The 26,345-nt window shown below is 56.5% G+C and carries 26 protein-coding genes; 4 read left to right on the forward strand and 22 right to left on the reverse strand.

All coding sequences use genetic code 11. The features are described from left to right. Positions 1–155: 155 nt before the first annotated feature. Together ubiD and pepE are read right to left on the reverse strand one after the other, a co-directional pair. On the reverse strand, positions 156–1,676 hold the full coding sequence (ubiD, locus tag ACMGG1_RS22920) for a 4-hydroxy-3-polyprenylbenzoate decarboxylase (protein WP_020824849.1): 1,521 nt from the start codon (positions 1,674–1,676) through the stop codon (positions 156–158). Between the two features lie 63 nt (positions 1,677–1,739). Next, on the reverse strand, positions 1,740–2,465 hold the full coding sequence (gene pepE / locus ACMGG1_RS22925; protein WP_046374708.1) for a dipeptidase PepE: 726 nt from the start codon (positions 2,463–2,465) through the stop codon (positions 1,740–1,742). Positions 2,466–2,709: 244 nt separating this feature from the next. Here pepE and rfaH point away from each other — a divergent pair, with 244 nt between their 5' ends. Next, a complete protein-coding gene (gene rfaH / locus ACMGG1_RS22930; protein ID WP_020824847.1) occupies positions 2,710–3,198 on the forward strand; it encodes a transcription/translation regulatory transformer protein RfaH in 489 nt (162 codons plus the stop codon). A 45-nt stretch (positions 3,199–3,243) separates the two neighbouring features. Here the strand turns inward: rfaH and hemB are convergent, their stop codons facing one another. From hemB to udp, 12 genes are all read right to left on the reverse strand, one after another. After that, positions 3,244–4,266 carry a porphobilinogen synthase gene (gene hemB, locus ACMGG1_RS22935; protein WP_020824846.1) on the reverse strand — a complete coding sequence of 341 codons (1,023 nt, stop codon included), beginning with the start codon at positions 4,264–4,266 and terminating at the stop codon, positions 3,244–3,246. A 14-nt stretch (positions 4,267–4,280) separates the two neighbouring features. Beyond that, the gene (tatD, locus tag ACMGG1_RS22940; protein ID WP_414161041.1) at positions 4,281–5,063 is read right to left on the reverse strand and encodes a 3'-5' ssDNA/RNA exonuclease TatD; all 783 of its coding nucleotides are present in this window, start codon (positions 5,061–5,063) and stop codon (positions 4,281–4,283) included. A gap of 51 nt (positions 5,064–5,114) precedes the next feature. Further along, a complete protein-coding gene (gene tatC / locus ACMGG1_RS22945) occupies positions 5,115–5,885 on the reverse strand; it encodes a Sec-independent protein translocase subunit TatC (protein ID WP_128864858.1) in 771 nt (256 codons plus the stop codon). Positions 5,886–5,888: 3 nt separating this feature from the next. Next, on the reverse strand, positions 5,889–6,455 hold the full coding sequence (gene tatB, locus ACMGG1_RS22950) for a Sec-independent protein translocase protein TatB (protein ID WP_046374709.1): 567 nt from the start codon (positions 6,453–6,455) through the stop codon (positions 5,889–5,891). Positions 6,456–6,458: 3 nt separating this feature from the next. After that, a complete protein-coding gene (gene tatA, locus ACMGG1_RS22955; RefSeq protein ID WP_020824842.1) occupies positions 6,459–6,722 on the reverse strand; it encodes a Sec-independent protein translocase subunit TatA in 264 nt (87 codons plus the stop codon). Between the two features lie 80 nt (positions 6,723–6,802). Then, positions 6,803–8,434, reverse strand: coding sequence for a ubiquinone biosynthesis regulatory protein kinase UbiB (ubiB, locus tag ACMGG1_RS22960; RefSeq protein WP_234530487.1), 1,632 nt, complete (start codon positions 8,432–8,434; stop codon positions 6,803–6,805). Next, entirely contained in the window at positions 8,431–9,039 is a 609-nt protein-coding gene (gene ubiJ / locus ACMGG1_RS22965) for a ubiquinone biosynthesis protein UbiJ (protein WP_142816106.1), read from the reverse strand. Before ubiJ ends, ubiB begins: the two co-directional genes overlap by 4 nt. A gap of 13 nt (positions 9,040–9,052) precedes the next feature. Continuing rightward, on the reverse strand, positions 9,053–9,808 hold the full coding sequence (gene ubiE, locus ACMGG1_RS22970) for a bifunctional demethylmenaquinone methyltransferase/2-methoxy-6-polyprenyl-1,4-benzoquinol methylase UbiE (protein WP_020824839.1): 756 nt from the start codon (positions 9,806–9,808) through the stop codon (positions 9,053–9,055). 79 nt (positions 9,809–9,887) lie between these two features. Then, positions 9,888–11,435 (reverse strand): DNA recombination protein RmuC, encoded by a 1,548-nt coding sequence (gene rmuC, locus ACMGG1_RS22975; RefSeq protein ID WP_414161042.1) that lies wholly within the window; start codon positions 11,433–11,435, stop codon positions 9,888–9,890. Positions 11,436–11,575: 140 nt separating this feature from the next. Continuing rightward, positions 11,576–12,106, reverse strand: a complete 531-nt coding sequence (locus ACMGG1_RS22980; protein WP_115057976.1) for a DedA family protein — start codon at positions 12,104–12,106, stop codon at positions 11,576–11,578. Between the two features lie 87 nt (positions 12,107–12,193). Continuing rightward, on the reverse strand, positions 12,194–12,976 hold the full coding sequence (locus tag ACMGG1_RS22985) for a tyrosine-protein phosphatase (protein ID WP_046374711.1): 783 nt from the start codon (positions 12,974–12,976) through the stop codon (positions 12,194–12,196). Between the two features lie 172 nt (positions 12,977–13,148). Then, the gene (gene udp, locus ACMGG1_RS22990) at positions 13,149–13,910 is read right to left on the reverse strand and encodes a uridine phosphorylase (RefSeq protein WP_020824835.1); all 762 of its coding nucleotides are present in this window, start codon (positions 13,908–13,910) and stop codon (positions 13,149–13,151) included. A 512-nt stretch (positions 13,911–14,422) separates the two neighbouring features. Between udp and ACMGG1_RS22995 the strand changes: the two genes are divergently transcribed. Then, positions 14,423–15,259, forward strand: a complete 837-nt coding sequence (locus ACMGG1_RS22995; protein ID WP_020824834.1) for a dienelactone hydrolase family protein — start codon at positions 14,423–14,425, stop codon at positions 15,257–15,259. Between the two features lie 92 nt (positions 15,260–15,351). Here ACMGG1_RS22995 and metE read toward each other — a convergent pair whose 3' ends face one another. After that, positions 15,352–17,643: a 5-methyltetrahydropteroyltriglutamate--homocysteine S-methyltransferase gene (gene metE / locus ACMGG1_RS23000; protein ID WP_185959356.1), complete on the reverse strand. Its 2,292-nt coding sequence runs from the start codon at positions 17,641–17,643 to the stop codon at positions 15,352–15,354. 90 nt (positions 17,644–17,733) lie between these two features. Here metE and metR point away from each other — a divergent pair, with 90 nt between their 5' ends. Next, positions 17,734–18,684 carry an HTH-type transcriptional regulator MetR gene (gene metR, locus ACMGG1_RS23005; protein ID WP_414161043.1) on the forward strand — a complete coding sequence of 317 codons (951 nt, stop codon included), beginning with the start codon at positions 17,734–17,736 and terminating at the stop codon, positions 18,682–18,684. Positions 18,685–18,716: 32 nt separating this feature from the next. Here metR and ACMGG1_RS23010 read toward each other — a convergent pair whose 3' ends face one another. Then, positions 18,717–19,580 (reverse strand): carboxylate/amino acid/amine transporter, encoded by an 864-nt coding sequence (locus ACMGG1_RS23010; RefSeq protein WP_020824831.1) that lies wholly within the window; start codon positions 19,578–19,580, stop codon positions 18,717–18,719. A gap of 150 nt (positions 19,581–19,730) precedes the next feature. On the opposite strand from ACMGG1_RS23010, the gene ACMGG1_RS23015 reads away from it, so the two are divergent. Beyond that, positions 19,731–20,060 carry a hypothetical protein gene (locus ACMGG1_RS23015; protein ID WP_128864854.1) on the forward strand — a complete coding sequence of 110 codons (330 nt, stop codon included), beginning with the start codon at positions 19,731–19,733 and terminating at the stop codon, positions 20,058–20,060. Here the strand turns inward: ACMGG1_RS23015 and ACMGG1_RS23020 are convergent. The 6 genes from ACMGG1_RS23020 to ugpB all read right to left on the reverse strand — a co-directional run bounded on the left by ACMGG1_RS23020 (position 20,041) and on the right by ugpB (position 26,150). Further along, a complete protein-coding gene (locus tag ACMGG1_RS23020) occupies positions 20,041–20,997 on the reverse strand; it encodes an AEC family transporter (protein WP_261279726.1) in 957 nt (318 codons plus the stop codon). The genes ACMGG1_RS23015 and ACMGG1_RS23020 overlap by 20 nt on opposite strands. A gap of 105 nt (positions 20,998–21,102) precedes the next feature. Further along, positions 21,103–21,849 carry a glycerophosphodiester phosphodiesterase gene (ugpQ, locus tag ACMGG1_RS23025; protein WP_048762269.1) on the reverse strand — a complete coding sequence of 249 codons (747 nt, stop codon included), beginning with the start codon at positions 21,847–21,849 and terminating at the stop codon, positions 21,103–21,105. Continuing rightward, positions 21,846–22,922 (reverse strand): sn-glycerol-3-phosphate import ATP-binding protein UgpC, encoded by a 1,077-nt coding sequence (locus ACMGG1_RS23030; RefSeq protein WP_201895838.1) that lies wholly within the window; start codon positions 22,920–22,922, stop codon positions 21,846–21,848. Before ACMGG1_RS23030 ends, ugpQ begins: the two co-directional genes overlap by 4 nt. Positions 22,923–22,938: 16 nt before the next feature. After that, positions 22,939–23,784 carry a sn-glycerol-3-phosphate ABC transporter permease UgpE gene (gene ugpE / locus ACMGG1_RS23035; protein ID WP_020824827.1) on the reverse strand — a complete coding sequence of 282 codons (846 nt, stop codon included), beginning with the start codon at positions 23,782–23,784 and terminating at the stop codon, positions 22,939–22,941. Beyond that, entirely contained in the window at positions 23,781–24,668 is an 888-nt protein-coding gene (ugpA, locus tag ACMGG1_RS23040) for a sn-glycerol-3-phosphate ABC transporter permease UgpA (protein WP_041415156.1), read from the reverse strand. Before ugpA ends, ugpE begins: the two co-directional genes overlap by 4 nt. Positions 24,669–24,830: 162 nt before the next feature. Continuing rightward, the gene (gene ugpB, locus ACMGG1_RS23045) at positions 24,831–26,150 is read right to left on the reverse strand and encodes a sn-glycerol-3-phosphate ABC transporter substrate-binding protein UgpB (RefSeq protein ID WP_176984527.1); all 1,320 of its coding nucleotides are present in this window, start codon (positions 26,148–26,150) and stop codon (positions 24,831–24,833) included. Positions 26,151–26,345: the final 195 nt, after the last annotated feature.

Genomic DNA, 26,345 nt, shown 5'->3' on the forward strand with positions numbered 1-26,345 from the left:
ATCAATGCAAAACTGAGAACAGAGCCTGACATACCCTTCATATTTGAAGCTGCATCTTTGTTGGCTTTTCTCGCTTACCCCAGTCACTTACTCAAGTAAGCTCTTGGGGTGCGCTGCGTTGCCGCCGCAATGCAACTCCAATTATTTTGGGTACATTATAATGTCGGTTCTCTGTCACTGAAAATTGCGAGCTCATCCCAGATGTCATCGATGCGCGCACGCACCTTTTCATCCATCTCAATCGGACGGCCCCATTCGCGCTCGGTTTCACCCGGCCATTTATTGGTGGCATCCAGCCCCATCTTCGAACCCAAACCGGAAACCGGTGAGGCGAAGTCCAGATAATCGATCGGCGTATTCTCCACCATCACGGTATCCCTTGCCGGATCCATTCTGGTGGTAATCGCCCAAATCACATCATTCCAGTCACGCGCATTGACGTCATCGTCGCAGACGATAACAAACTTGGTGTACATAAATTGACGCAGGAACGACCAGACGCCCATCATTACGCGTTTAGCATGACCAGCATACTGTTTCTTGATGGTCACCACCGCCAGACGATAAGAACAGCCTTCGGGCGGCAGATAGAAATCGACAATTTCCGGGAACTGCTTTTGCAGAATGGGAACGAAGACTTCGTTCAGCGCCACGCCCAGCACCGCAGGCTCATCCGGCGGACGGCCGGTGTAGGTCGAGTGGTAAATGGCATCGCGACGCTGGGTGATGTGAGTGATGGTAAATACCGGGAAGTGGTCGATCTCGTTGTAGTAACCGGTGTGATCGCCATACGGGCCTTCCGGCGCCATTTCACCCGGCTCAATGTAGCCTTCCAACACGATTTCCGCGCTGGCCGGCACTTCCAAATCGCAGGAGAGGCACTTGACCACTTCGGTTTTGTTGCCGCGCAGCAGCCCGGCAAAAGCATATTCAGACAGGGTATCCGGTACCGGCGTCACCGCGCCGAGGATAGTGGCGGGATCTGCCCCTAATGCCACCGCAACCGGGAAACGCTCACCAGGGTGCGCCTGACACCATTCCTGATAATCCAACGCACCGCCACGGTGGGACAGCCAACGCATGATCACTTTATTTTTGCTCAGCACCTGCTGGCGATAGATGCCCAGATTCTGGCGCTCTTTTTGCGGCCCGCGGGTTACCGTCAGCCCCCAGGTGATCAGCGGCGCAGCGTCTTCCGGCCAGCAGTGCATCACCGGGATACGGCTGAGATCAACGTCATCGCCCTGCCATACTTGTTCCTGACAAGGGGCTGAACCCAACACCTTGGTCGGCATGTTCAACACTTGTTTGAACTTCGGCAGTTTGTCGAACAGATCGCGAAAGCCCTTCGGCGGCTCTGGCTCTTTCAGGAACGCCAGCAATTTGCCGACCTCGCGCAACGAGCTGACATCTTCCTGGCCCATGCCCATCGCAACGCGGTTGGCGGTACCGAACAGATTGCACAACACCGGCATATCGTACCCTTTAGGGTTTTCGAACAGCAGTGCAGGGCCGCCCGCACGTAAAGTACGATCGGCAATTTCTGTCATTTCCAGATAGGGATCAATCGGCTGGCTGATGCGTTTTAGTTCCCCTCTCTTTTCCAGCAACGAGAGGAAATCGCGTAAGTCACGGTATTTCATGCTGATCATTATAACGGCCAGTGAGGAGGGCATTATAAGCCCTCTTCACAGTTGTTGCTGCACTTTTGTTAAACACCGGTAAAGACATCGTCGGCGTTAGTGGCAGGTAAAGGGCACCAGCGGACGCAATGCCCGGGTATCGCGATATTCCTGAGTTTCCACACCGTGGCGGAACACCTTGAAACCTTGATCTCTGGCGCTAAAGTAACGCAGATCATTACCCTCAACGTGCAACAGGCTGCCCTCGCGCAGCGCCACCACGGATTCGCTCGGATTAACCGCGCAGAACTCGGCCAGGCGTTCATCACGGGTTTCCCCCATGTGGCCGCTAATATGGGCGTCGATGTAATGCGGGTTAATCTGCACCGGGAACAGGCTCAGTGCCGGCAGTACGACGCTGTTACGCACCGGCATGTCATTGGTGGTGCGAATACTTGGTGTGGCAACGTTACACCCGGCGCTCCACCCCACGTAGGGCACGTTACGTTCACGAACCGCCCGTTGAATCGGGACGATTAGCCCGTTTTCATGCAGCATCTGGTTCAGCATCCAGGTATTGCCGCCGCTGACCAAAATGCATTCTGCCTGTTCAATCGCCGCCGCGGGAGAGTCGGCGTGGTGAATACTGGTGACCTTGATGCCGAGAATTTTCGCCAGTTCCTGTGCACGCTGATCGTAATCGCTGCGGATCATGGCATAGGGGATAAATACGGCGGACGTAATGCCACGGCGCGCGATCATCGCCAGCAAGTGGCTCTTGGCATAACCCAGCAGCTCATCCTCACCGGACAGCTTGCCGTTGCTCAACAGAAATAACTCCATTTTTCCCCCTCAATCGAAAACGATGAATAACGTCACACCCGACGAAAGCAGCACAAGGCATACTCCGACGGTAACAAATTTTTAGCCCTCTGTTATACCCAAGCCGTGCGAATAAGTGTGTGACCCCTCGCTAATTGCCAACGATTCATGCAGATAGCGGCCGTTACATGCTGAAACTTGCATCACTATGTATCCGTAATGGCTTTTGATATGCTTACCGGCTGACAGAAAGGCATGTGAAATTATGGAATCTTGGTACCTACTGTATTGCAAGCGCGGCCAACTTTTACGGGCGCAGGACCATTTGGAACGGCAGGAAGTGAACTGCCTGAGTCCGATCATAACGCTGGAAAAGATCGTACGCGGTAAACGCATTGCGGTCAGCGAACCCCTGTTTCCGAACTACCTGTTTGTGAAGTTCGATCCGGAGCGCATCCACACCACCACCATCAGTGCAACTCGTGGTGTCAGCCACTTTGTACGCTTTGGTTCAACGCCGACCACTATCCCGCAGAAAGTCATCGAAGAGCTGCAGACGCATACCGGTGAAACCTACGTCGATCCGGAAACGCCACAGCCGGGTGATAGCGTGTTAATCGTCGATGGCGTGTTCGAAGGGCTGAAGGCGATTTACACCGAGCCGGACGGCGAAGCCCGTTCGATGCTGCTGCTGAACCTGATCAACAAGCAGGTCAGCCAAAGCGTGGATAACCGGCAATTCCAAAAACTGTAATGCAAAAAGGCGCCCAGGGCGCCTTTTACATATATGACTTACGCCTTAGCGCTGCATCGCTTCGTCATGCATCCACTGAGCGACTCGCTTGGCGAAGTAGGTCAGTACGCCATCGGCGCCGGCACGCTTAAAGCACATCAGCGATTCCATCACCGCCGGTTGCTCCTGCAACCAACCGTTTTGAATCGCCGCCATGTGCATCGCATACTCACCGGAAACCTGATAGGCGAAAGTCGGCACGCCAAAGGTATCCTTCACCCGACGCACTACATCGAGATACGGCATACCTGGCTTCACCATCACCATATCCGCGCCTTCCTGCAGATCCTGTGCGATCTCCTGCAGCGCTTCGTCACTGTTGGCCGGGTCCATCTGATAGGTTTTCTTGTTGCCGCCTTTCAGATTACCGCTGGAACCGAGCGCATCGCGGAACGGGCCATAGTAGCAAGACGCATATTTGGCGGAGTAAGCCATGATTTGAGTATTCACCAGGCCCTGATGTTCCAGGCGATCGCGGATCGCGCCGATACGGCCGTCCATCATGTCACTCGGTGCCACGATCTCTGCCCCGGCTTCCGCGTGAGACAGCGCCTGACGAACCAGGATCTCTTTGGTGATGTCGTTAATGACATAACCTTGTTCGTCAATAACACCGTCCTGACCGTGAGTGGTGTAGGGATCGAGCGCCACATCCGTCAGAATACCCAGCTCAGGCACCGCGTCTTTCAGTGCACGCACCGTACGCTGTACCAGACCTTCCGGGTTATAAGCTTCTTCCGCATGCAGTGACTTCAGGCCAGGTTCAATCACCGGGAACAGGGAGATCACCGGCACGCCAAGCTTGGCGATGGCTTCCGCTTCTTTGATCAGCAGATCGATGCTCATGCGCGATACGCCGGGCATCGATGCCACCGCTTCCTGACGGTTACTGCCTTCCATGACAAATACCGGATAAATCAGGTCGTTAACCGTCAGTTGGTTCTCGGCCACCAGGCGGCGGCTGAAATCGTGACGGCGCACACGGCGCATACGGCGACCCGGGAAGGTACCCGGAAATGCATAGCTCATAGTTTTCTCCTAACTCATTCCAGCCGGAATAGCCGGCGGGCGTTCTCATCGGTTTTCTGCCCCAGCCATTCGGGATCTTCTTGTCGCCAGGTAGCCACCTGCCGGACGATATGAGGCAAAAAACAGGGTTCGTTGCGGCGAGATGCAGGTTTCGGATGTAAATCCCGGGGCAACAGATAGGGTGCGTCGGTTTCCAACAACAGACGTTCGGCGGGGATCTGCGGCAACAATGCACGCAACTCCAGGCCACGTCGCTCATCACAGACCCAACCGGTAATCCCGATCGACAGGCCCAGCGACAAGCAACTTTCTAATTCTTCGGCGGTGCCGGTAAAACAGTGCACCACAGCCGCGGGCAGTTTATCCAACCATGGCGTCAACAGTGCGGCAAAACGTGCGTGCGCATCACGGCAGTGAAGAAAAACCGGCATCTCCAGCTCCGCCGCCAGCGCCAGTTGGGCGCTGAATGCCCTCTCCTGCTGCTCTGGGGTAGAAAAATTACGGTTAAAGTCCAGCCCGCATTCGCCAATCGCCGCAACCTGCTGCTGCGAGGCCAACTCGCGGATCCGCTCCGCGGTCTGCTCATCCCAACTGCTGGCCTGATGGGGATGCACACCGGCGGTGGACCAGCAATAACCAGGATGCTGCTGCGCCAGTTCACAGGCAGCCTGGCTTTCCTGCAAATCAGTACCGGTAATCAATAGCCCTGTCACGCCTGCGGCTCGTGCGCGATCCAGCACCGCTGGGCCGTCTTTGGCAAACTGTGAACTGGTGAGGTTTACGCCAATATCAAACATGGTTTTCCCAATGCAAAAGCCGCCCATCGGGCGGCTCAGGAGCAAACAAATTTAAGGTGTCGGGGGTTCGTCACCCTCGTCTTCTTCTTCCGGCTGCGGACGACGTTTACCGGTGTAGAAACGAGCAAAGAACACGCCCACTTCAAACAACAGATACATCGGAATGGCCAGCAGGGTTTGCGAGAACACATCCGGCGGGGTCAGAAGCATGCCGACCACGAAAGCCCCGACCAGAACGTAAGGACGTTTCTTTTTCAGATCTTCCGGTGAGGTGACACCACTCCAGCACAGCAAAATAATGGCAACCGGCACCTCAAATGCCACGCCAAACGCCATAAACAGCGCCATGACGAAGTCGAGATAGTTATTGATGTCGGTGGCAATCATCACCCCGGCCGGCGCGGTTTTGGCAAAAAAGCCGAACGCCAGCGGGAAGACGATAAAGTAGGCAAAGGCCATGCCGAGATAAAACAGCAGGCTGCTGGAGACCAGTAAAGGCATCATCAGGCGACGTTCATGCTTATACAACGCCGGCGCAATGAAGGACCAGACCTGGTACAAGATAACCGGTGCGGACACGAACACCGAGACGATCATCGTCAATTTGATCGGGGTAAAGAACGGTGAGGCCACGTCTGTGGCGATCATGCTCGCCCCGGCAGGCAACTGCTTGATCAGCGGCGCGGACACCAGTTGATAAATATCATTGGCGAAAAAAACCAGCACCAGGAAGATCGCCAGTATGCTGATAATCGAGTTTAACAACCGCTTACGCAGTTCTATCAGATGACTGATAAGGGGTTGGGTATCTTCAACAGCCATGTTTTAACGATCGCCACTAGGTTGGTGAGACGCTGGGGTTTTATCCACAACAGGTTCTGGGGTTGCCTGAACAGCCGGCTCGACCGGTTGTTTCACCGGTGCAATGACCGGCTGCGCAGCCTGCGGCGTTGCCGTTACAACCGGCTCCGGCACTGCAGCCGGAGAGGATGCTACGGCCGCGGCTTCCGCCGGCGTCACGCCGTCATGAATGGCTTCCGGGTCTGTGACCAGAGGGTTATGGATGGTGTGCGCAGGTTCGGTTTTGGTGCCACTGTCGCCCTGATAAGAGCGTTTCAGCGATTCCGCTGCGTCTTTCAGCTCATCCATTGACGCCTTCAGCTCCGGCGACAAATTCTGCATGCCGGCCTTCTCTACCTTTTTCAGGCTGTCCTGCAGTTCCTGCAGCTTCAGTTCCTGAGAAAGTTCGTTCTGCACCGAAGCCGCAAGCGAACGCAGCGCGCGGATCCAGCCCGAAACTGTTCTTACCGCTACCGGCAACCGTTCTGGCCCAAGTACCACCAGGCCAATCACCAGAACCAGCAGCAGTTCACTAAACCCAATGTCAAACACGGTTTATACCTGCTCTTTGTTCTTCGACTCTTCCGCTTTCACTTCCGGCTGCTTATCGGTAATAGGCTTGGCCGTGAAGTCAGCGTCATCCAGGCTGCTTTTCTCAGCCGTGTTGGTCGGCGGCGTGTTGTCATCGCCGATCGCCTTTTTGAAGCCCTTGATTGATGCACCGAGATCAGACCCCAGAGTACGGAGTTTTTTGGTACCAAACAGCAGCACCACGATCACTGCGATGATCAACAATTGCGTAATACTAATACCGCCCATTGCAATTACCTCTATTTTTACAGGGTTTTTTCAAAATCCGTCGCATTATACGGCAGATTTTACCAGAGTTTCGAATCAATTCAGGTGGTTCGCTTCCAGCCAATCACCCAGGATACGATGCCGGCAGCCATCAGCCATGCGGGAAACACTTCGACGTCCCCCAACAGCAAAATCGTACCGCTTACTAACAGTGTAGCGCCAACGCCGAACAAATAACGTGATTGCCCTTGGCGAACGCGCTGAGCCTGCATCTGGTTGGTGAGCTTATCAACGCTTTGTTGCAACAGCTTATGTTGCTGCAGGCTATCGTAAAATAATTCAGGCAGTTCGGGCAGTTTCTCCGCCCAAAACGGCGCTTTTTCTTTCAGTGCCCGGATCACCGCCGGAATACCGACCTGATCGCGCATCCAACTTTCCAGGAAAGGCTTGGCGGTAGTCCACAAATCCAACTGCGGATAGAGCTGGCGTCCCAGACCTTCAACATACAGCAAGGTCTTCTGCAATAACACCAGTTGGGGTTGTACTTCCATATTGAAACGGCGCGCGGTGTTGAACAGGTTTAACAAGACGTTGCCGAACGAAATTTCCGACAGGGGTTTTTCGAAAATAGGCTCGCACACGGTGCGGATAGCGAACTCGAAATCCTCCACGTTGGTGTCGCGTGGCACCCAGCCTGAATCAACATGCAGCTCTGCCACCTTACGGTAGTCGCGATTGAAGAAGGCGATAAAGTTTTCCGCCAGATAGCGCTTATCATCTTTGTTCAGCGAACCGACAATACCGCAGTCAATGCCGATATAGCAGGGATCTTCAGGATGCTCATAGCTGACAAAGATATTGCCGGGGTGCATGTCCGCATGGAAGAAGCTGTCGCGGAAGACCTGGGTAAAGAACACCTGTACCCCGCGTTCGGCCAACAATTTCATGTTGGTGCCCTGCTTCTCCAACGTAGGAATATCCGAAACCGGAATGCCGTAGATCCGCTCCATCACCAGCACGCTTTCGCGGCAGTAATCGGAATAAACCTCGGGCACATACAGCATCGGACTGCCGTCGAAATTACGGCGCAGTTGAATGGCGTTGGCCGCTTCGCGCAACAGGTTCAGTTCGTCCAGCAAGGTCTTTTCATATTCGCGCACTACTTCACGCGGGCGCAAACGGCGACCGTCTGGCATCAGTTTTGGCACCCAGGCCGCCAGGCGATACATCAGGCGAACGTCGGCCTTGATGATCGGCCCGATATCCGGCCGGATCACCTTCAGCACCACTTCCTGCCCGGTGGTTTTCAGCCGTGCGGTATGGACCTGAGCTATGGATGCCGAAGCCAGCGCCTGTTGGTCAAAATCATCGAACCAGGTTTCCAGTGGGCCGCCCATCGCCAATTCGATATGCTTGCGCGCCAGGGCGCCGTCGAAGGGGGCAACCCTGTCCTGCAGCAACGTCAGTTGATCGGCAATCTGTGGCGGGAACAGGTCACGACGGGTAGACATCATCTGACCAAACTTAATCCATACCGGCCCCAGTTCCTGCAAGGCCAGACGCAGACGCTCCCCCAGCGGCTTATCCACGTGGCGGTTTGGCATCCAAAACAGCAGACGTCGGCCAAAGCGCAACGGCAGCGTCAAACGCATCTTGGGGATCAGTTCATCCAGGCCATAACTGAGGAAAACGCGGACGATCAAATACAGGCGGCGTAGTTCGCCAGGGGTCATCGTTTACCCTCCAACTTGTCCATGCGAGCAATCAGCGCTTCAGCACTGCGAACGGTGGCGTCAACTTCCTCGTTAAACCACACCACTTCCAGCGGGCCAGGAGCCACACGCCACTCTTCCGTCAGGGTTTCGGCCACGTAATTCTGTTGACGCTGCAAGCCTTTCTTCAGCAAATTCGCGCCCTTGCCGAACGCCTGAGTGACGCCTTGTGCGGCAATATCGCCGATATAAGGCGCCAGCCATTCCGCCGGATCCCACTCAGCCAGATCAAGCAGGCCAACCAACTGCTGTACCACCTGAATATCACCTTCAACAATCAGCTCGCCACTGCGCATCAAGGGCGAAAGCTGTTGGCGGTCCCGCAGTTTCAACAGTACCGATATGCGGCTGCGCACCGTGCAGTCGGCGGTATCGTCAGACTGACCAAGCACATCGACTCGCTGCTCACTGAAGATGAGCACCAACGGCGAAGCAAGCTCCTGCAACTCTATGCGCAGCACCTTGCCAGCCAAGCGAAGACGGGCTGCCTTCATGCTGCGATCGCGGAACAGCAGGCTATTGAGCGATGTTTCCAGCACACCGGTCAACAAAGGGGTTAGCAGCATCGGCATGTCCATATCAGAATTTGAAGCCGCGATGCAGGGCAACAATACCGCCGGTCAGGTTAAAATAGGTCACGTTGTCAAACCCGGCTGCGCCCATCATGCCCTTCAGCGTTTCCTGATCGGGATGCATGCGGATCGACTCAGCGAGGTAACGGTAGCTTTCTGGATCCTTCACCACCAGTTCGCCGATTTTCGGCAACACGTGGAAAGAATAAGCGTCGTAAGCCTTGCTCAGCGGGGCCAGCAAGGGTTTGGAGAACTCCAGCACCAACAAACGGCCACCCGGTTTCAACACGCGGAACATGGAGCGCAGTGCCTTGTCTTTGTCGGTGACGTTGCGCAGGCCGAAGGAGATAGTGATGCAGTCAAAATAGTTGTCCGGGAACGGCAACGCTTCGGCGTTGGCCTGCACATAGCTGACGTTGCCGACAATGCCGCGGTCCCGCAGCTTCTCGCGCCCCATTTTCAGCATGGAATCGTTGATGTCCGCCAGCACTACCTGCCCCTGCTCACCGACCATGCGGGAGAACTTGGCGGCCAGATCACCGGTACCACCGGCCAGATCCAACACACGCTGCCCACGGCGCACGCCGCTGCAGTCAATGGTAAAACGCTTCCAGATACGGTGGATACCAAACGACATCAGGTCGTTCATCACGTCATACTTTGCCGCTACCGAATGAAAAACGTCTGCCACCATGGCCTGCTTTTCGTCTCGAGCTACGGTGCGAAAACCGAAATCGGTGGTTTCCTGCGGTTGATCTGCCATTGTCCTGCCTGCTATTCAGTCAATTTAGTGTGGTTGAGTGTACCAGAACCCCACGAAATACCCCACCTCGCCGCGGCTGTCATGCCTGCGATGCGGAGCGTGGTTGCTCTGCGGCGTCGTCATCCTCCGCCCCCGGCAGCGCGTCAATGTCATCTTCGCCCGCTGCCTCGAATTCTTCGTCATGCTGTGCGCTGGCCTGCTGGGCCAGCAGCGGGTTGATAGGTCTTTTCACCTCAACCCCCAGCGCGCGGAACCCCTCGGTCTGGCCGATAAGATTACCACGGCCTTCACTCAGTTTGTTCATCGCCTGGCGATAACTCCCCTGAGCCTTGTCCAGGCTCTGCCCAAGCGCCGACATGTCGTCAACGAACAACCGCATTTTGTCATACAGCCGCGCAGCCCGGTCGGCAATGCGTTGAGCATTCTGGCTCTGATGTTCATAGCGCCACAGGTTGGTGATGGTGCGCAGGGCGACCAGCAAGGTGGTTGGGCTCACCAGCATAATGTTGTGCTTGAGCGCTTCGCTAATCAATTCCGGCTCACGGTCTATGGCCAAAAGGAAAGCCGGCTCCACCGGTATAAACATCAACACGTAGTCCAGTGAACGCAGGCCGGGCAACTGCTGATAATCCTTACGACCCAGCAGACGAATATGGCCACGTAGCGAGGCAATATGCTCACTCAGCGCCGCCTCACGCTCCACTTCATCTTCGCTGTTGAAGTAACGCTCATAGGCCACCAGCGACATTTTTGCATCGATCACCACGTCCTTGCCCTGCGGCAGGCGCACGATAACGTCGGGCTGCATCCGACTCTGATGGTCCAGCCGCACGTTGACCTGCGTTTCGTATTCGTGCCCTTCCCGCAGGCCCGAGGCTTCCAGCACCCGACTTAATACCACCTCGCCCCAATTGCCCTGGGTTTTATTATCCCCTTTCAGGGCCTTGGTCAGGTTAATAGCCTCACGCGCCATTTGCGCATTAAGCTGCTGCAGGTTGCGTATTTCGTGGGTCAGCGTATGACGTTCGCGAGCTTCCTGGCCAAAACTGTCCTGCACCTGGCGGCGAAAACCGTCCAGTTGCTCACGCAACGGCAACAGCAGGCGATCCAGACTTTGCTTATTTTGCTCATCCACCTTGCGACCGCTGTGTTCAAAAATGCGGTTGGCCAAATTTTCAAACTGGGTGGTGAGACGCTGCTCGCTGTTGATCAACAGGCGCTGCTTCTCTTCCGCCGCCATACGGGTTTCCTCCAGACGGATGGTCACCTCACGCAGCTCGGCTTCCTGGGCGCTGTTCACTTCACGCTGGGCACGCAGTTCCTGGTTCAACAATTCGCACTCGTTGCGCCAGTGATTAAGCTGCTGAAGCTTTTCGTGCCCTGCAGCCAGCTGGCTGTGCAAATTGCGCAGCTCCAAATCGTTCTGCCGCATTTGCTGTTCATTGCGCAGGAGCGTCTCTTGCCGGGCTGCCGTTTCCTGCTGCGCCTGATGCAGCGATTGTTCCAGCAGCCGCAGCTCGGTTTCATGCTGCGCATGGGACTGCTGCACCCTCAGGCTGGCGATTAACCAGCCCAACAGCAGGCCTACCGTCACCCCGCCTATACCGTAAACCAAACTGGTATCCACCCTGCCTCCTGTTACACCTGACCGTTCCGGCGTTTTATCCGCCCGCTGCCCGTCACGTTAAGGGGATGCTGTATGGATGTCCAGCCTGATTTTGTCCCGACGGCGCATTATTGCGAACCGCTGCGCAAGTCAGGCAAAGATTAGCCAAACCACTGGCTTAACCACTTGATGCCAAACGCCCCCGGCGCGAGAATGCCGAACGCCCAGATCATCGCCGAAGTAATATTCGCCACCTGAAAATAACGCTGGGGCATACCGCAAATGCCACCAACCAGCGGGACCACGGCCCGCAACGGACCAAAGAAGCGGCCAATGAAAATGCCCAGCACGCCCCAGCGCTCAAAAAACGCATGGCCGCGCGTCAGCAACTGCGGATTACGCGATAGCGGCCACATGTGCGCCACGCGATCTTGATAGTGGTAGCCAATCCAGTAAGAAAGCCAGTCACCAAAGAAAGCGCCCGCAGCGGCGGCGGCCCAGATAGGCCAAAAGGCAATGCCGCTCTCGCCAATCAGCGCACCCAGCGCCAGCAAGATCACCGTGGCCGGCAACAGCAGCGACAGGAACGCCAGCGATTCGCCAAACGCCAGGAAGAAGATAATCGGGATGGCCCAGCCTTCGTGCTGACGCACGGTGTCGCTGATCCAGTGGATAATGTCATTGAGGCTCAATACGGGCTCCTGATGCGGGATTTACTGCCCCAAGGATACGCAATGCCAGCCGGCGTCGGTTAAACCCCGGCTAAACATCCACGCGGTTTACTCGAGGTAGAACGCCTGTAGCGCTGCTCGCTGGCTTTGCCCCAGCCCGTATTCCGCCTCCAGCCAACGGTCGGTAGAACCGTATTGGTCACGGATGCAACCCAGGGCAGTCATCAGGAACTCTTCTCGGGCGCTAAGCACATAGGCAAACTGCCCCAATGCCGAGTCACTTAAACGAATCGACAGTTGATCCAACATTTGTTCACGGAAGGTCGCCAACGTGGTTTCTGTCAGCAGGTAATCTTCCACCACCGTCGCCTCATCGGCACCCAGTGCGAACAATACCAACGCCGATCCGACCCCCGTGCGATCCTTACCGACTGCACAGTGCTGGACGATAGCACCGTTATCGGTATGGCTCAGCAACTGAGTCAACTGTTGGTAGGCCGGATTGCCGAACGGCAGTCGGCGATATAACTCCAGCATAAACGCCCGCGCATCAAAACCGGCCAGCGTTTCGCTGGTCAGTTTTTCCAGGTTGGCATTAACCTCATTGCTCAACGGGTTGGCAGGAAAATGATGGTAATCCGCGCCCTGCCACAGGATATCGGGCTTGGCCTGCACTTCATCGGGATCGCGGTAATCCAGGACTGAACGCACCGGTACGCCGGCCAGGAAAGCGCAGTCGTTTTCCGTCAGGCGCTCCAGCGACCCGGAACGGAACAGTAATCCTCGCTTGATGCGGCGGCCATCAGCAACGCTGTTACCACCGAGATCGCGAAAGTTAATGCCGCCATCAAGCGGTGCCAATGAAGGATGAAGCAGGATCTGGGCGGTCATAGACGTCCTCGTGTTTATTGTCTGATAAAACGCAACCTGAGAGCCAAGGTAAAACCGGGCTCAACGGGTCAAAGAGGTGGCCAGTTAAGATGGCGCTGATGATGATAACCGTAACAGATTACGGCTGAATGGAAAAACGGACCGCGTGGCGGCCCGTTGAATTGCGGAGGGATTACAGCAGGCGACGCGCCGCATCAACCACGATCTGCACCGCTTTGCTCTCGGTGTTTTTCATGGTTTCCGCGTTCGGAATTTCCTGCTGGGTACGGTTAACGATCACACCGGCAACCATACCGGCACGCAGGCCCTGGCTGGCACACATGGTCAGCAGCGTGGCGGATTCCATTTCATAGTTCATCACGCCCATCGATTGCCATTCTTCCATCGAACCTTTGAAACGGCTAACGACGCGCCCGGAGAAGGTATCGTAACGTTCCTGGCCTGGATAGAAGGTGTCGGAAGACGCGGTTACGCCGATGTGCGTGGTCGCGCCTGCTGCCTTGGCAGCTTCGACCAGTGCGGTAGTACAGGCGAAGTCGGCCACCGCCGGGAACTCCATCGGCGCGAAGTGCAGGCTGGCACCGTCCAGACGAACCGCCGCGGTGGTGACCAGCACGTCACCTACATTGATGTCTGACTGGATCGCACCGGTGGTGCCGATTCGCAGGAAGGTACGAATACCCAGCTGTGCCAGCTCTTCAACCGCGATAGACGTCGAAGGACCGCCGATACCGGTGGAACAGACGATCACTGCCTTGCCGTCCAGCTCTGCACGCCAGGAGGTGAATTCACGATGGGAAGCCAGGTGCACCGGATTTTCCATCAGCTTGGCAATTTTCTCTACGCGCTGCGGATCGCCAGGAACGATGGCAAGCTGGGCCCCTTGTAAATCGTTTTTGGTCAGGCCGAGATGGAAAACGTCAGATTGAGACATACGAGACTCCTCATAGATCATGTTTATTGGGAGGAACAAAAAAGTACTCTACTGAAAATCGCCACGCAATTTCGTGACGGCAATCACTACAGACAAAGAAACAGAATGCAATCTACATAACTCTTGTGACTAAAGTCACAAAAATTAGTAAGAAGGCCCGCCTGTTGGCCCCAATAGCCACCAGTCTAGTCGACAAATCGCCCCGCCGGTTTCCCCTGCTACTCGGAGTTTATCAAGGCGGTTTGCCAATAAATCCCCTATGCAGTCACAGAAAAATAGCCTTGGTTTGTCGGGGACTTAGCCCGAATAAGCGGAACTAACGCACCTTATGGTACTAATGCAGGTCAACTTGCGTAATAGCATGATAAAAAGACAATAAAAACGCGGTAAAGCCGGATATTTAATCGTTTTTTACAGACTTGACTGAAAATGCTCCACTCGATGCCAATAACGGGTAATCTTTCCTATAGTTAATCGCAGCGCTTTTCTCTATTGATTGCACGGAGACCGCAATGAAAACCGATCATGTGATGACATTAAAACAGGCCCAGGGGGGATTCACCCCGGCCGTAACCCCCCTGGCGGCTTCTACCATCCTCACCGACGAGCAGGGCATTCATACCGGGGAAACCACCATTCCTTCTCAGGGTGACAACCTGCCTGCCTATATCGCCAAACCGGCGGACCACAGCGGCCCTTTCCCGGTCGTTCTGGTGGTACAGGAGATATTTGGCGTACATGAACATATTCAGGATGTGTGCCGTCGTCTGGCGAAGCAGGGTTATCTGGCGATAGCGCCGGAACTGTACTTCCGTCAAGGGGATGCCCGGGAATACACCGACATCAGCGAACTGTTCCAGAATCTGGTGAGCAAGGTGCCGGATCGTCAGGTGCTGGCGGATCTGGATCATGCTGCCCATTGGGCAACGCGCCACGGCGGCGATGCCGGCAAGCTGGCGATTACCGGTTTCTGCTGGGGCGGGCGTATTAGCTGGCTCTATGCCGCGCACAACCCGCAGTTAAAGGCTGCGGTGGCCTGGTACGGTAGGTTGGTGGGTGAAAAAACGCTGAATTCGCCAAAACACCCGGTCGACGTTGCGACACAGCTGACGGCGCCGGTGCTGGGACTTTACGGCGGCCAGGACAGCAGCATCCCGCTGGAGACGGTGGAAAGCATGCGTCAGGCGATCCGCGCCGCCAACGCCAATGCCGAGATCGTGGTGTATCCCGAGGCCGGCCATGCCTTCAATGCCGACTACCGGCCCAGCTACAACGCCGAAGCGGCAGAGGATGGCTGGCAACGTATGCTGGCTTGGTTCGCGCAGCACGGAGTGCCAGGCGTTAAATAGCCTCTCGTCTTAAGGCTGCCCGATCGGCAGTCATTTGCGATATGAAAAAGGGCGCCGAAGCGCCCAGAATAATCTACACCCAAATGTCGCTATCAGACCTGCTGTTCACGCAGGCGCTGTGCGGCCAGCACCATGTTGGTCAGCGACTGACGGGTTTCCGGCCAGCCGCGGGTTTTCAGGCCGCAGTCCGGGTTCACCCACAGACGCTCAGCCGGGATGTTCTGCGCAGCTTTGCGCAGCAGCGCTTCGATCCATTCCACGCTTGGCACGTTCGGCGAGTGGATGTCATACACGCCCGGGCCAATCTCATTCGGGTACTCAAACTCTTTGAAGGCTTCCAGCAGATCCATATCAGAACGCGAGGTTTCGATGGTGATCACGTCGGCATCCAGCGCCGCGATGGAGTCCATAATGTCGTTGAACTCGCAATAGCACATGTGAGTGTGGATCTGCGTGTCGTCTTGCGCGACAGCGGCGTTCAGTTTGAAAGCCTCCACCGCCCAGTTCAGATAGGCAGCCCAGTCGGATCGACGCAGCGGCAAACCTTCGCGCAGTGCAGGCTCATCAATCTGGATAATGCCGATACCGGCTTTTTCCAGATCTTCCACTTCGTCGCGCAACGCCAGGGCAATCTGTTTGGCGATCACTTCGCGGGTCACGTCTTCACGCGGGAACGACCAGCAGAGAATGGTGACCGGACCGGTCAGCATGCCTTTTACCGGCTTGTCGGTCAGCGACTGAGCATACTTCGCCCACTCGACGGTAATGGCTTCAGGGCGACTGATATCGCCAATGATCACCGGCGGTTTTACGCAGCGGGAACCGTAGCTCTGTACCCAGCCGTTTTGAGTAAACACGAAGCCGTCGAGGTTTTCACCGAAATATTCCACCATGTCGTTACGCTCGGCTTCGCCGTGCACCAACACGTCCAGCCCCAGGCGTTCTTGTTCAACGATCGCCTGTTTGATGTGTTCGCTAATGCTGGTGCGGTAGTTATTGCCGTCCAAACGCCCCTGCTTGAAGTCCAGGCGCAGGCCGCGAATTTCCGTGGTTTGCGGGAAAGACCCTATCGTGGTGGTCGGCCAGGCCGGCAGGTTAAAGCGCGCACGCTGTGCCTGAGCACGCTCGGCATAAGGACGCTGACGTTCGCTGTCCTGCGCGGTAATCGCCGCCAGGCGTTGGCTTACCTGCGCATTATGCACGCGGCTGGACTGGCGACGAGCGCGGATTGGTGCGCTATAGGCGTCCAGTTCGGCCTGCTTTTCTGCACCCGGTGCGTTCAGCGCCGCGCTCAACAGGGCCAATTCGGCGCATTTTTGCAGAGCAAAGGCGAACCAGCTTTTCACCTCTTCGTCCAGGCGAGTTTCCACGCTCAGATCGATAGGGCTGTGCAGCAGTGAACAGGAAGTGCCGATCCACAGTGGGCGGCTGCCGACCAACGGCTGCAGGCGTTCAAACCAACTGCTCAGATCCGCACGCCAGACGTTGCGACCATTGATGACGCCCAGAGACAGCAGCCACTCTGTTGGCAGCGCCTTGTTCAATGCGTCGATATCGTCATGACCGGCAACCAGATCAACGTGCAGCCCCTGAACCGGTAGCTCGCGGACGGTGTCGAGATTATGGCCCACGCTGTCGAAGTAGGTGGTCAGCAGCAGTTTTACCTGACCTTGCAGCGCTTCGTAAGCCGGCTTGAAGGCGTTCAGCCATTCCTGCGGCAATTCCAGCACCAGTGCTGGCTCGTCAATTTGTACCCACTCCACGCCGCGTTGCGCCAATTCAGCCAGCACCTGCTGGTAAACCGGCAGGATGTCTTTCAGCAGCGACAAACGGTCAAACGCTTCGCCTTTCACTTTACCCAGCCACAGATAGGTCACCGGCCCCAGCAACACCGGCTTGATTTTGTGGCCCAGAGCCAGCGCTTCGTCCACTTCTTCCAGCAGTTGGGTCCACCCCAGTTTGAACTGCTGGCCTTTGTGGAATTCAGGCACCATGTAGTGGTAGTTGGTGTTAAACCATTTGGTCATTTCTGCCGCCGCTGCCGGTTTTCCGGTTGGTGCGCGACCACGGCCGATGCGGAATAGCGTGTCCAGATCGATTGAGCCATCCGCATTCTGATGACGTGCCGGCACGTTGCCCAGCAGCAGGCTGGTGGTCAATACATGGTCGTACCAAGCGAAATCGCCGACCGGCACCAAATCCACTCCGGCCTGCTGTTGTTGTTGCCAATGGCGAGCGCGCAGCTCGCGGCCAACCGCCAACAGTTCTTCCTGCGTTGAGTTACCAGCCCAGTAGCTTTCCTGAGCTTTTTTCAGTTCACGTCTTAGCCCAACGCGAGGAAAACCCAGTGTGTGATTTAAAATTGCCATCGTCATATTCCCCATTTAGCCGTCCAGATGTTTACACATCCATAATCCGCAGGTACTGTATTAACCACAAGCGCAATTTATTCACTGTCACTGTGAAGGACTCTCATGATCGAACTGAAACACTTACGGACGCTGCAGGCGCTGCGCAATACCGGCTCGCTGGCGGCCGCGGCGGCCCAACTCCATCAGACACAGTCTGCTCTGTCGCATCAGTTCAGCGATCTGGAGCAGCGTCTGGGCTTCAAGCTGTTCGTTCGCAAAAGCCAGCCGCTGCGCTTTACCGCGCAGGGAGAGATCCTGTTGCAGTTGGCAGAACAGGTACTGCCGCAAATCCAGAACGCGCTGCAGGCGTGTCACGAACCTCATCAGGCCACGTTGCGCATCGCCATTGAATGCCACAGCTGCATTCAATGGCTGACGCCCGCGCTGGACAACTTCCGTCAGAGTTGGCCGCAGGTGATCATGGACTTCAAATCCGGCGTGACCTTTGATCCGCAGCCGGCGCTGCAACAGGGTGAACTGGATCTGGTGCTGACCTCCGACATTCTGCCGCGCAGTGGGCTGCACTATTCACCGATGTTTGATTTCGAAGTACGACTGGTGCTGGCGCCGGATCATCCATTGGCCAGCAAGCTGCACATTGAGCCTGAAGATTTGATTGACGAAACGCTGATGATTTACCCGGTACAGCGTCAGAGACTGGATATCTGGCGCCATTTCCTGCAGCCCGCAGGCATCAGCCCGGCGCTGAAAAACGTGGATAACACCCTGTTGCTGATCCAGATGGTATCGGCCCGCATGGGGATCGCGGCGTTGCCGCACTGGGTAGTGGAAAGTTTTGAACGCCAGGGGTTAGTGGTGACCAAAACCCTGGGGGATGGGCTTTGGAGCCGCCTGTACGCGGCGGTACGCGACGGTGAACAGCGCCAGGCCGTCACCGAAGCCTTTATCCGCTCGGCTCGGCAACATGCCTGCAACCATCTGCCATTCGTGCGTGATGCTGCACGCCCAAGCGCCGGTGTCGCCAGCGTCAAACCGCTGGCTTCGCAACCCTGAATATCAGGGCAGCTCGCGCTTGGGCTGCCCGTTTATTTGCTGACTATTTTAGGCGCCACCCAACGGCGATGCACCCACAGCGAAGCGACAATCACCGCCCCGCCGATAATGAAACTTGGCCAATGCGGCTGTTGCTGCCAGATAGCCAGATTAACCAACAGTCCTGCCGGCACATGCATGTTATTCATGATGCCCAAAGTACCGGCATCCACCTGCGTTGCGCCGTAGTTCCACATGAAATAACCCAGCCCGGAAGCCACTACGCCCAGCCAGACCAGAATGCCCCACTGCAGGTTAGTGGTTGGCAGCTGCTGCGGATTGCCCCACAGGCACCAGGCGACCACCGCCACGACCAAGGCCCCCAAATAGAACCAGGAAAATGCGGTGTGTTGCGGCAGCGGATGCACTTCCATCAACCGTTTGTAACCGACCATGCCGATGGCAAAGCTGATGTTCGCCGCCTGCACCAGCAACAGCCCCCACCAAAAATGCTCGCTCAATTGATGATATCGAATAATCGCAGCGCCCAGCACCGCCAATAGCGCACTGAATACATAACCCCAGCGCAGGCGCTGTCCGCTGATCAAGTCATAAATCAGCGTAACGTACAGCGGCGTCAGCACGGTAAACAGCAGGAATTCCGGCACCGTCAGGTACATGTACGCGCGGAAGCTGAACAGATACATGATGCCAAGCTGGCAAGCCCCCACCAGCATGTACAACAGGATCACTTTTGGCTTGATGTTGCGCCAGCGCAGGAAAGGCAGGAACACCGCCGCCGCCAGGCCAATACGCATCAGCACCGAGAACCAGCTGTCGACCTGGCCCGCCAGGTATTCGCCAATCAGGCTGAAAGAAAATGCCCACAGGATGGTAGTAATCACCAGAAGCAGCACGATGGGTTCACCCTAAAGATTCAGAAAGGGCGATTGTAACGGAAGGCAGAAAGGGGTGTAGTGAAAAGAAGGTTTACATCTGAGCAAAATACAAACTTTCAGCAAAATTGCACCGCTGGGTTAGGCTTAATAAAAGACGAGGAGAACATCATGAAAAGTTATCATCTGCTCTATGGCCTGTTGCTGCTGTCCGGATTGGCCGCCGCGGCCAACGGCGTCACCGAGCTCAGCTCGCAGCAGCAGTTTCTCAACCAACGCACTCAACAGGCGCAACAACAGCGCATGCTGAATAATCAGCAGCTGGATCAGCGCCGCCTGCAACAGCAGCGGCAGTTCGATAATAACCAGCAGCAACTGCAGCAAACGGCGCCAAACGGTGGGAAGTTGTTACCCAACGGCAACCAGCCGCGCAGCCCATTTAACCGCACAGCACCTGCAGTCCCCCAGGCACCGCTGCCGGCTAGCCCCGCACGCCCATGATGGTCAGGATCAATGGCGTAGTCACTGCTGCCAGCACGGTGGACATCACCAGGCTGGTGGCGGCAGGCGCGGTCAATACGTTGAACTGGCGTGACATCAGGTAAACATTGACCCCGACCGCCATCGAACCCAGCAACACCACTACCCGGGTTTCCATCGGCGGCAGGTCCATCATCCAGGCCAGTAGCCAGATGATCAGCGGTTGAACAATCAGCTTGAGGAAACAGATGCCGCTGCTGAGGCGCCAGCCTTCGCTGATGCGATACTCCGCCAGCCCCATACCCAGCACCACCAGCGACAGCGGTGCGGCAACCTGACCAAGCATGCTGACCGGCTGGTCGACAAACGTCGGCAGCGGCAAGCCGGTCAGGCTGAACAGCGTGCCGGAAAGAATGCCGATAATCAGCGGGTTGGTCAGCACGCTACGCGCCGTTTTGATAAAGCCCTGCAGCGTCGGCGAACCATTGCGCGCCCATTCGATGGAGATAGTCACCAGCGTCCAGAGGATCAGGCCGTTAAACACCAACACCAAGGCCACCGATGGGATTGCCGCCTCGCCGAGCATGACGCTGGCGATGGGCAGGCCCAGCATCACGTTATTGGAGAAAATTCCACCCAACGCGAAAACCGATCCCGCCACTCCATCCAGTTTAAACACCCGACGCGCGGTGATGCGACCGATCACGAACACAATCAGGCAACTGCCGAAAAAGGCGATCAACAGGCGGGCATCTACCGCTGGACGCTGCGAAAAGTCGCACATCATGCGGAACAACATGGCGGGGAGAGCCAAAGAGAAGACAAAACGCGTTAAACCGTCGGTGATGGTCGCTGGCCATTTACCCCAGCGGATAAGCCCATATCCCAACACGATCAGCACAAATAGCGGCAAAGACAGCGCTATTTGATGCCATAACGAACCCATAAAAACAGACATCACATCCCTTCCGTTAGCGCGGCGGCAAAGGACTGACGTCGCAAAATTCAACAGGCGCCGACGGCTTTCTCACGGACGCAGCAAACTGCGTCCGTGGCAACGGGATCACGCGTTGGGAAAGTCCGGGCCGATCAAATCTATCCGGTCAGTGCAAATGCAGTCAACGCCCCAGTTCAACAACAAGCGCGCACGCGCCGGCTGGTTAACGGTATAAACCAGGATGCGCAGCCCTGCGGCTTTCAGCGCCGACACCCGTTCGGCCGTCAGTTCTTTATGGTTGATGTGCAACGAAACGCAGCCCAATCGTTCGGTCAGCGCCTGCCAGTTGTCGTCCCACTGATCCAGCAACAGGCCGCGCGGGAGTTCCGGCACCGTACGCTGCGCCGCCTCAAGCGCCTCAATCGAGAAAGAAGAGAGCAGCGGATCGGTCTGCCCTTGCCACAGCAAACGTGCGGCTAGCGCCACGACACGACCGGTTTCATCATCGCTGCCGGTGGTAGGCTTGATTTCAATGTTCGCCATCATGCCGTGCTGCTGGCAACGCTCCGCCACTTCGGCCAACAGCGGTAAACGTTCGCCCTTGTAAGCGGAGTTATACCAGTTGCCGGCATCCAGCTGTACCAGCTTGTCCCACGGCAGCTCACCCGCCACGCCCCAGCCGTTGCTGGTGCGATCCAGGGTATCGTCGTGCAACAGAAATATTTGCCCGTCCTGCGCCAGCTTGGCGTCGAACTCAATCATTTTATGACCGTGGCGTGCGCCGACGTCGATCGCCGCCAGGGTATTTTCCGGTGCCAGAGAACCGCCGCCGCGGTGGGCGACGATGTGGGGGTAAGGCCAGGCTGTGGTCATGATTCCATCCGTAATCCGCTATCGGTATCAAAAAAGTGCAGCGCCTGTGCAGGCAACTGCAAATATAGCGTGCTGCCCGCCGTCGGCATAGTTTCATGCGACAAACGCGCAATCACGCCGTGACCGCCCCACTGCCCATGCGCCAGGTTATCTGCGCCCAATAACTCCAGCGTTTGCAGCGCCAAGGGCACGCCCCCTTGCTCGGAGGAGGTCAGTTGAAGATGTTCCGGGCGGATGCCAAGCGTCAACCGGCGACCGCCCCACTGCGCTTTGGGTTGCGGTAAATTCAGCGTCATCCCCTCTGCCAGTTGCAGTTGGCTGCCGTCGGCGCTCAACGTGCCGGGCAACAGGTTCATCGCCGGCGAACCGATAAAGCTGGCGACGAACAGCGACGCCGGGCGCTGATAGACCTCACTGGGGGTGCCAATTTGCTCTGCCACGCCTTTGTTCATGACAATCACCCGCTGTGCCAACGTCATCGCCTCCACCTGATCGTGGGTCACGTACAGGCTGGTGGTTTTCAGCCGGCGATGCAGTTGTTGCAGTTCCAGGCGCATTTGGACGCGCAGCTTGGCATCCAGATTCGACAGCGGTTCATCAAACAGGAATACCGCCGGCTCGCGCACGATAGCGCGCCCCATCGCCACCCGTTGGCGTTGGCCGCCGGAAAGCTCGCGCGGCTTGCGTTGCAACAACGGCTCCAGCTCTAAAATGCGCGCGGCTTCCTCCACCCGCTGTTGAATATGCTGTTTGCCGAAGCCGCGAATTTTCAGGCCATAGGCCATGTTGTCGTATACGCTCATGTGCGGATACAGCGCATAGTTCTGGAACACCATCGCGATACCGCGATCTTTCGGCTCCATATCCGTTACGCGTTGACTGTCGATATAAATATCGCCGCTGGTGGTGCGTTCCAGCCCGGCCACCATGCGCAACAGCGTCGATTTACCGCAGCCGGACGGGCCGACCATCACGATAAATTCGCCGTCCGCCACGTCGAGGTCAATTTGCTTGATCACCGGTGTTTTACCGTCGTAAGACTTGGTGACTGCCTGTAGTTTTAAACCTGCCATGTGAAAATTTCTCTCGTTACTTTTCGCTATCAACCAGGCCGCGTACAAACCAGCGCTGCATCAGAAGAACCACCGTCAGCGGTGGAATTAAAGTCAGAATCATCGCCGCCATCACCTGATTCCACTGGGTCGGCGCGCCGGAGGTGGAGATCATGCTCTTGATACCCGCCACTGCGGTGCCCATCGAGGCATCGCTGGTGATCAGAATCGGCCACAGGTACTGGTTCCAGCCGTAGATAAAGGTGATGACAAACAGCGCCGCCAGATTGGTCTTCGACAGCGGCAGCACGATATCCCAGAAAAAACGCATCGGGCCGGCGCCGTCAATCCGCGCCGCTTCCAGCAGTTCGTCCGGTAACGTCATAAAGAACTGGCGCAGCAGGAAGGTGGCGGTCGCCGACGCCATCAGCGGCAACGTCAGGCCGGTGTAGCTGTCCAGCAGGTTGAGGTTGGAGATAACCTCCACCGTCGGGAAAATACGCACCTCAACCGGCAACATCAGGGTGAGGAATATCAGCCAGAAGAACAGGCTACGCAGCGGGAAACGGAAATAAACGATGGCATAGGCGGACAACACCGACACCACAATCTTGCCGAAGGTGATGGCCAGCGCCATCACCACGCTGTTCAGCAGCAGCAGCGAAAACGGCACCTTAAGGTTGCCCACGCCACCCTGCCAAATATTGCTGATGTTTTCCCACAGATGACCGCCGGGGATCAGGGTCATCGGCACCTGAAACACCTGTTTGTCGTCCAGCGTAGCCGCCACAAAGGCCACGTACAGCGGGAACAGCACCACCAGCACGCCGATAATCAGCATTACGTGGCTGAAAATGTCCAGCCCGCGTCGGTTCTCAATCATTGGTAACGCACCTTACGTTCGACAAAACGGAACTGGATCACCGTCAGGCCAATCACCAGCAACATCAGGATCACCGACTGTGCCGCGGAGCTGGACAGATCCAGACCGGCAAAGCCTTCACGGTAAATCTTGTAGATCAGCGTGGTGGTGGACTGTACCGGTCCGCCGCCGGTCGCAGCATCGATCACCGGGAAGGTATCGAAGAAGGCGTACACCAGATTCACCACCAGCAGGAAGAAGCTCACCGGCGTGATTAACGGCAGCACCAGATTGAAGAAACGCCGTACCGGGCCGGCACCGTCAATGGCCGCCGCCTCAACCAGAGAGCGAGGAATTGACTGTAGCGCAGCCAGGAAAAACAGGAAGTTATAGCTGATTTGCTGCCATACCGAGGCCAACACCACCAGGAACATCGCCTGCCCGCTGTTTTGCGCGTGGTTCCAGCTGTAGCCCAGTCCGTTGAGGAAATGGGTAATCAGCCCCAGGCCGGGGTTGAACAGGAAAATCCACAGCACTGCCGCCACTGCGGGCGCCACGGCGTAAGGCAGGATCATCAGCGTCTGGTAGATCCGGCTGCCGCGCAGCACGTAATCCACTAACGCGGCGAAGAACAGCGACACGACCAGCCCGATACCTGCCACCAGGAAACTGAAAATCAGCGTGGTGTAAAACGAGTCCAGATAGTAAGGATCGTGGAACAGTTGGGTAAAGTTGTCCAGCCCGACAAACTGGCTGGACAGGCCAAACGGGTCAAGGCTTTGCACCGAATACCACAGCGCCTCACCGGCGGGCCACAGAAAGAATATTGCGGTAATCAGCAACTGTGGCAGCACTAAAACATAGGGCAGCCAACTGCAGCCGAAACCGGGACGATGTGAACTCATCATTAGGGACTCATGAAGACAAAAAACGGGTGACTCGAAGCAGGGCGTCGCGAGCAAAGCCAGTCTGGGTGCGGACAGCGCACAGCTCCCGGAGTGGACATAAAGTCCATGAGGAGAGCGAGCACTGCCCAATCCCAGAATGGCAAAGCGCAGTAGCTGCTATTACTTAGTCTGAGACTCGAAGCGACGCAGCAACACATCACCGCGCTGTACGGCGGCATCCAATGCCTGCTGTGGCGTTTTCTTACCGGTCCACACGCCCTCCAGCTCTTCATCCACGACGGTGCGAATCTGCGGCATATTGCCCAAACGCAGCCCCTTGGTGAACGGCAATGGCGGCTTGTTCAGCATTTGACGCGTCGCCACGTCCGCCCCTGGGTTCTTGTCATAGAACCCCTGTTGTTTGGTCAGGTCGTACGCTGCGGTGGTGATCGGCAGATAACCGGTCTTCTGGTGCCACTCGGCGGCGATTTCCGGCTGCGCCAGATACTGCAGGAACTCGGCTACGCCTTTATAGGTGGCGGCATCTTTACCGTTCATCACCCACAGGCTGGCGCCCCCGATAATGGCGTTCTGCGGTGCATTTTTGGCATCGGCGTCATACGGCATCATGCCCACGCCATAGTTGAATTTGGCGTAATGCTTGATGTCCGCCAGCGAGCCGGATGAAGCGGTGGTAATCGCACAGTCACCGCTGTAGAACTTCTCGGTGGATTCGTCTTTACGGCCGAAATAGGTGAAGTCACCTTTTTTGTTCATCTCTTCCAGCAGTTGGATATGCTTGACCTGCAACGGCTTGTTGAACTCCAGCTTGGCGCTCGTGCCCCCAAAACCATTGTTCTCCGTGGCGAATGGCACGCCGTGCCAGGCACTGAAGTTCTCCAGTTGGATCCAGCCCTGCCAGCCGCTGGCATAGCCGCATTTCATGCCGGCTTCACGCAGTTTGGCGGTGTCCGCCGCCAGCTCCTGCCAGGTTTTTGGCGGCTGGTCTGGGTTCAAACCGGCTTTCTTGAAGGCATCTTTGTTGTAATACAGCACCGGGGTGGAGCTGTTGAACGGCTGCGACAGCAGGTGTCCGCTTTTGTTGTCGGTGTAGTAACCGGACACCGTAGGCACGAATACCGATTCGTCAAAGCTGATGCCCGCGTCTTTAAACACTTCGTACACCGGCTTGATCGCCTTGCTGGCCATCATGGTGGCCGTACCCACTTCATACACCTGCAGGATCGCCGGCGCTTTACCGGAGCGGTAGGCCGCGATGCCCGCCGCCAGGCTCTGTTCGTAGTTGCCTTTGTAAACCGGAACAATTTTGACGTCGGTGTGCGACTGGTTAAAGCGGTCCGCCAGGGAATCCACTTCTTTACCCAGTTCGCCCTCCATCGAATGCCAGAACGGGATCTCGGTCGCCGCCAGTGCCTGAGTGCTGACCGCCAGGGTCAACGCGACGCACAGCGTGGTTTTGCGAATAGCGTAGGTGAGCATGCCTAACTCCTGAAAAAGCTGGTGTATCCCCTGCATCTTTCACGCCGCAGCCGTGTTGGTTTCCCGCCATCACCTCAGTCATTTACCTATGTAAACTCCTGAAGATTCTGGCGGTCACCGCCTTGCTGCTACGTGAAATCTATTGGGGCAATAAGCGCGTGAGCGAAAAGAATCAGTTTTTTGTTCGGAAGCTAA

It is taken from the genome of Serratia sp. BNK-12, from assembly GCF_047456085.1.
GTDB lineage: Bacteria > Pseudomonadota > Gammaproteobacteria > Enterobacterales > Enterobacteriaceae > Serratia > Serratia liquefaciens.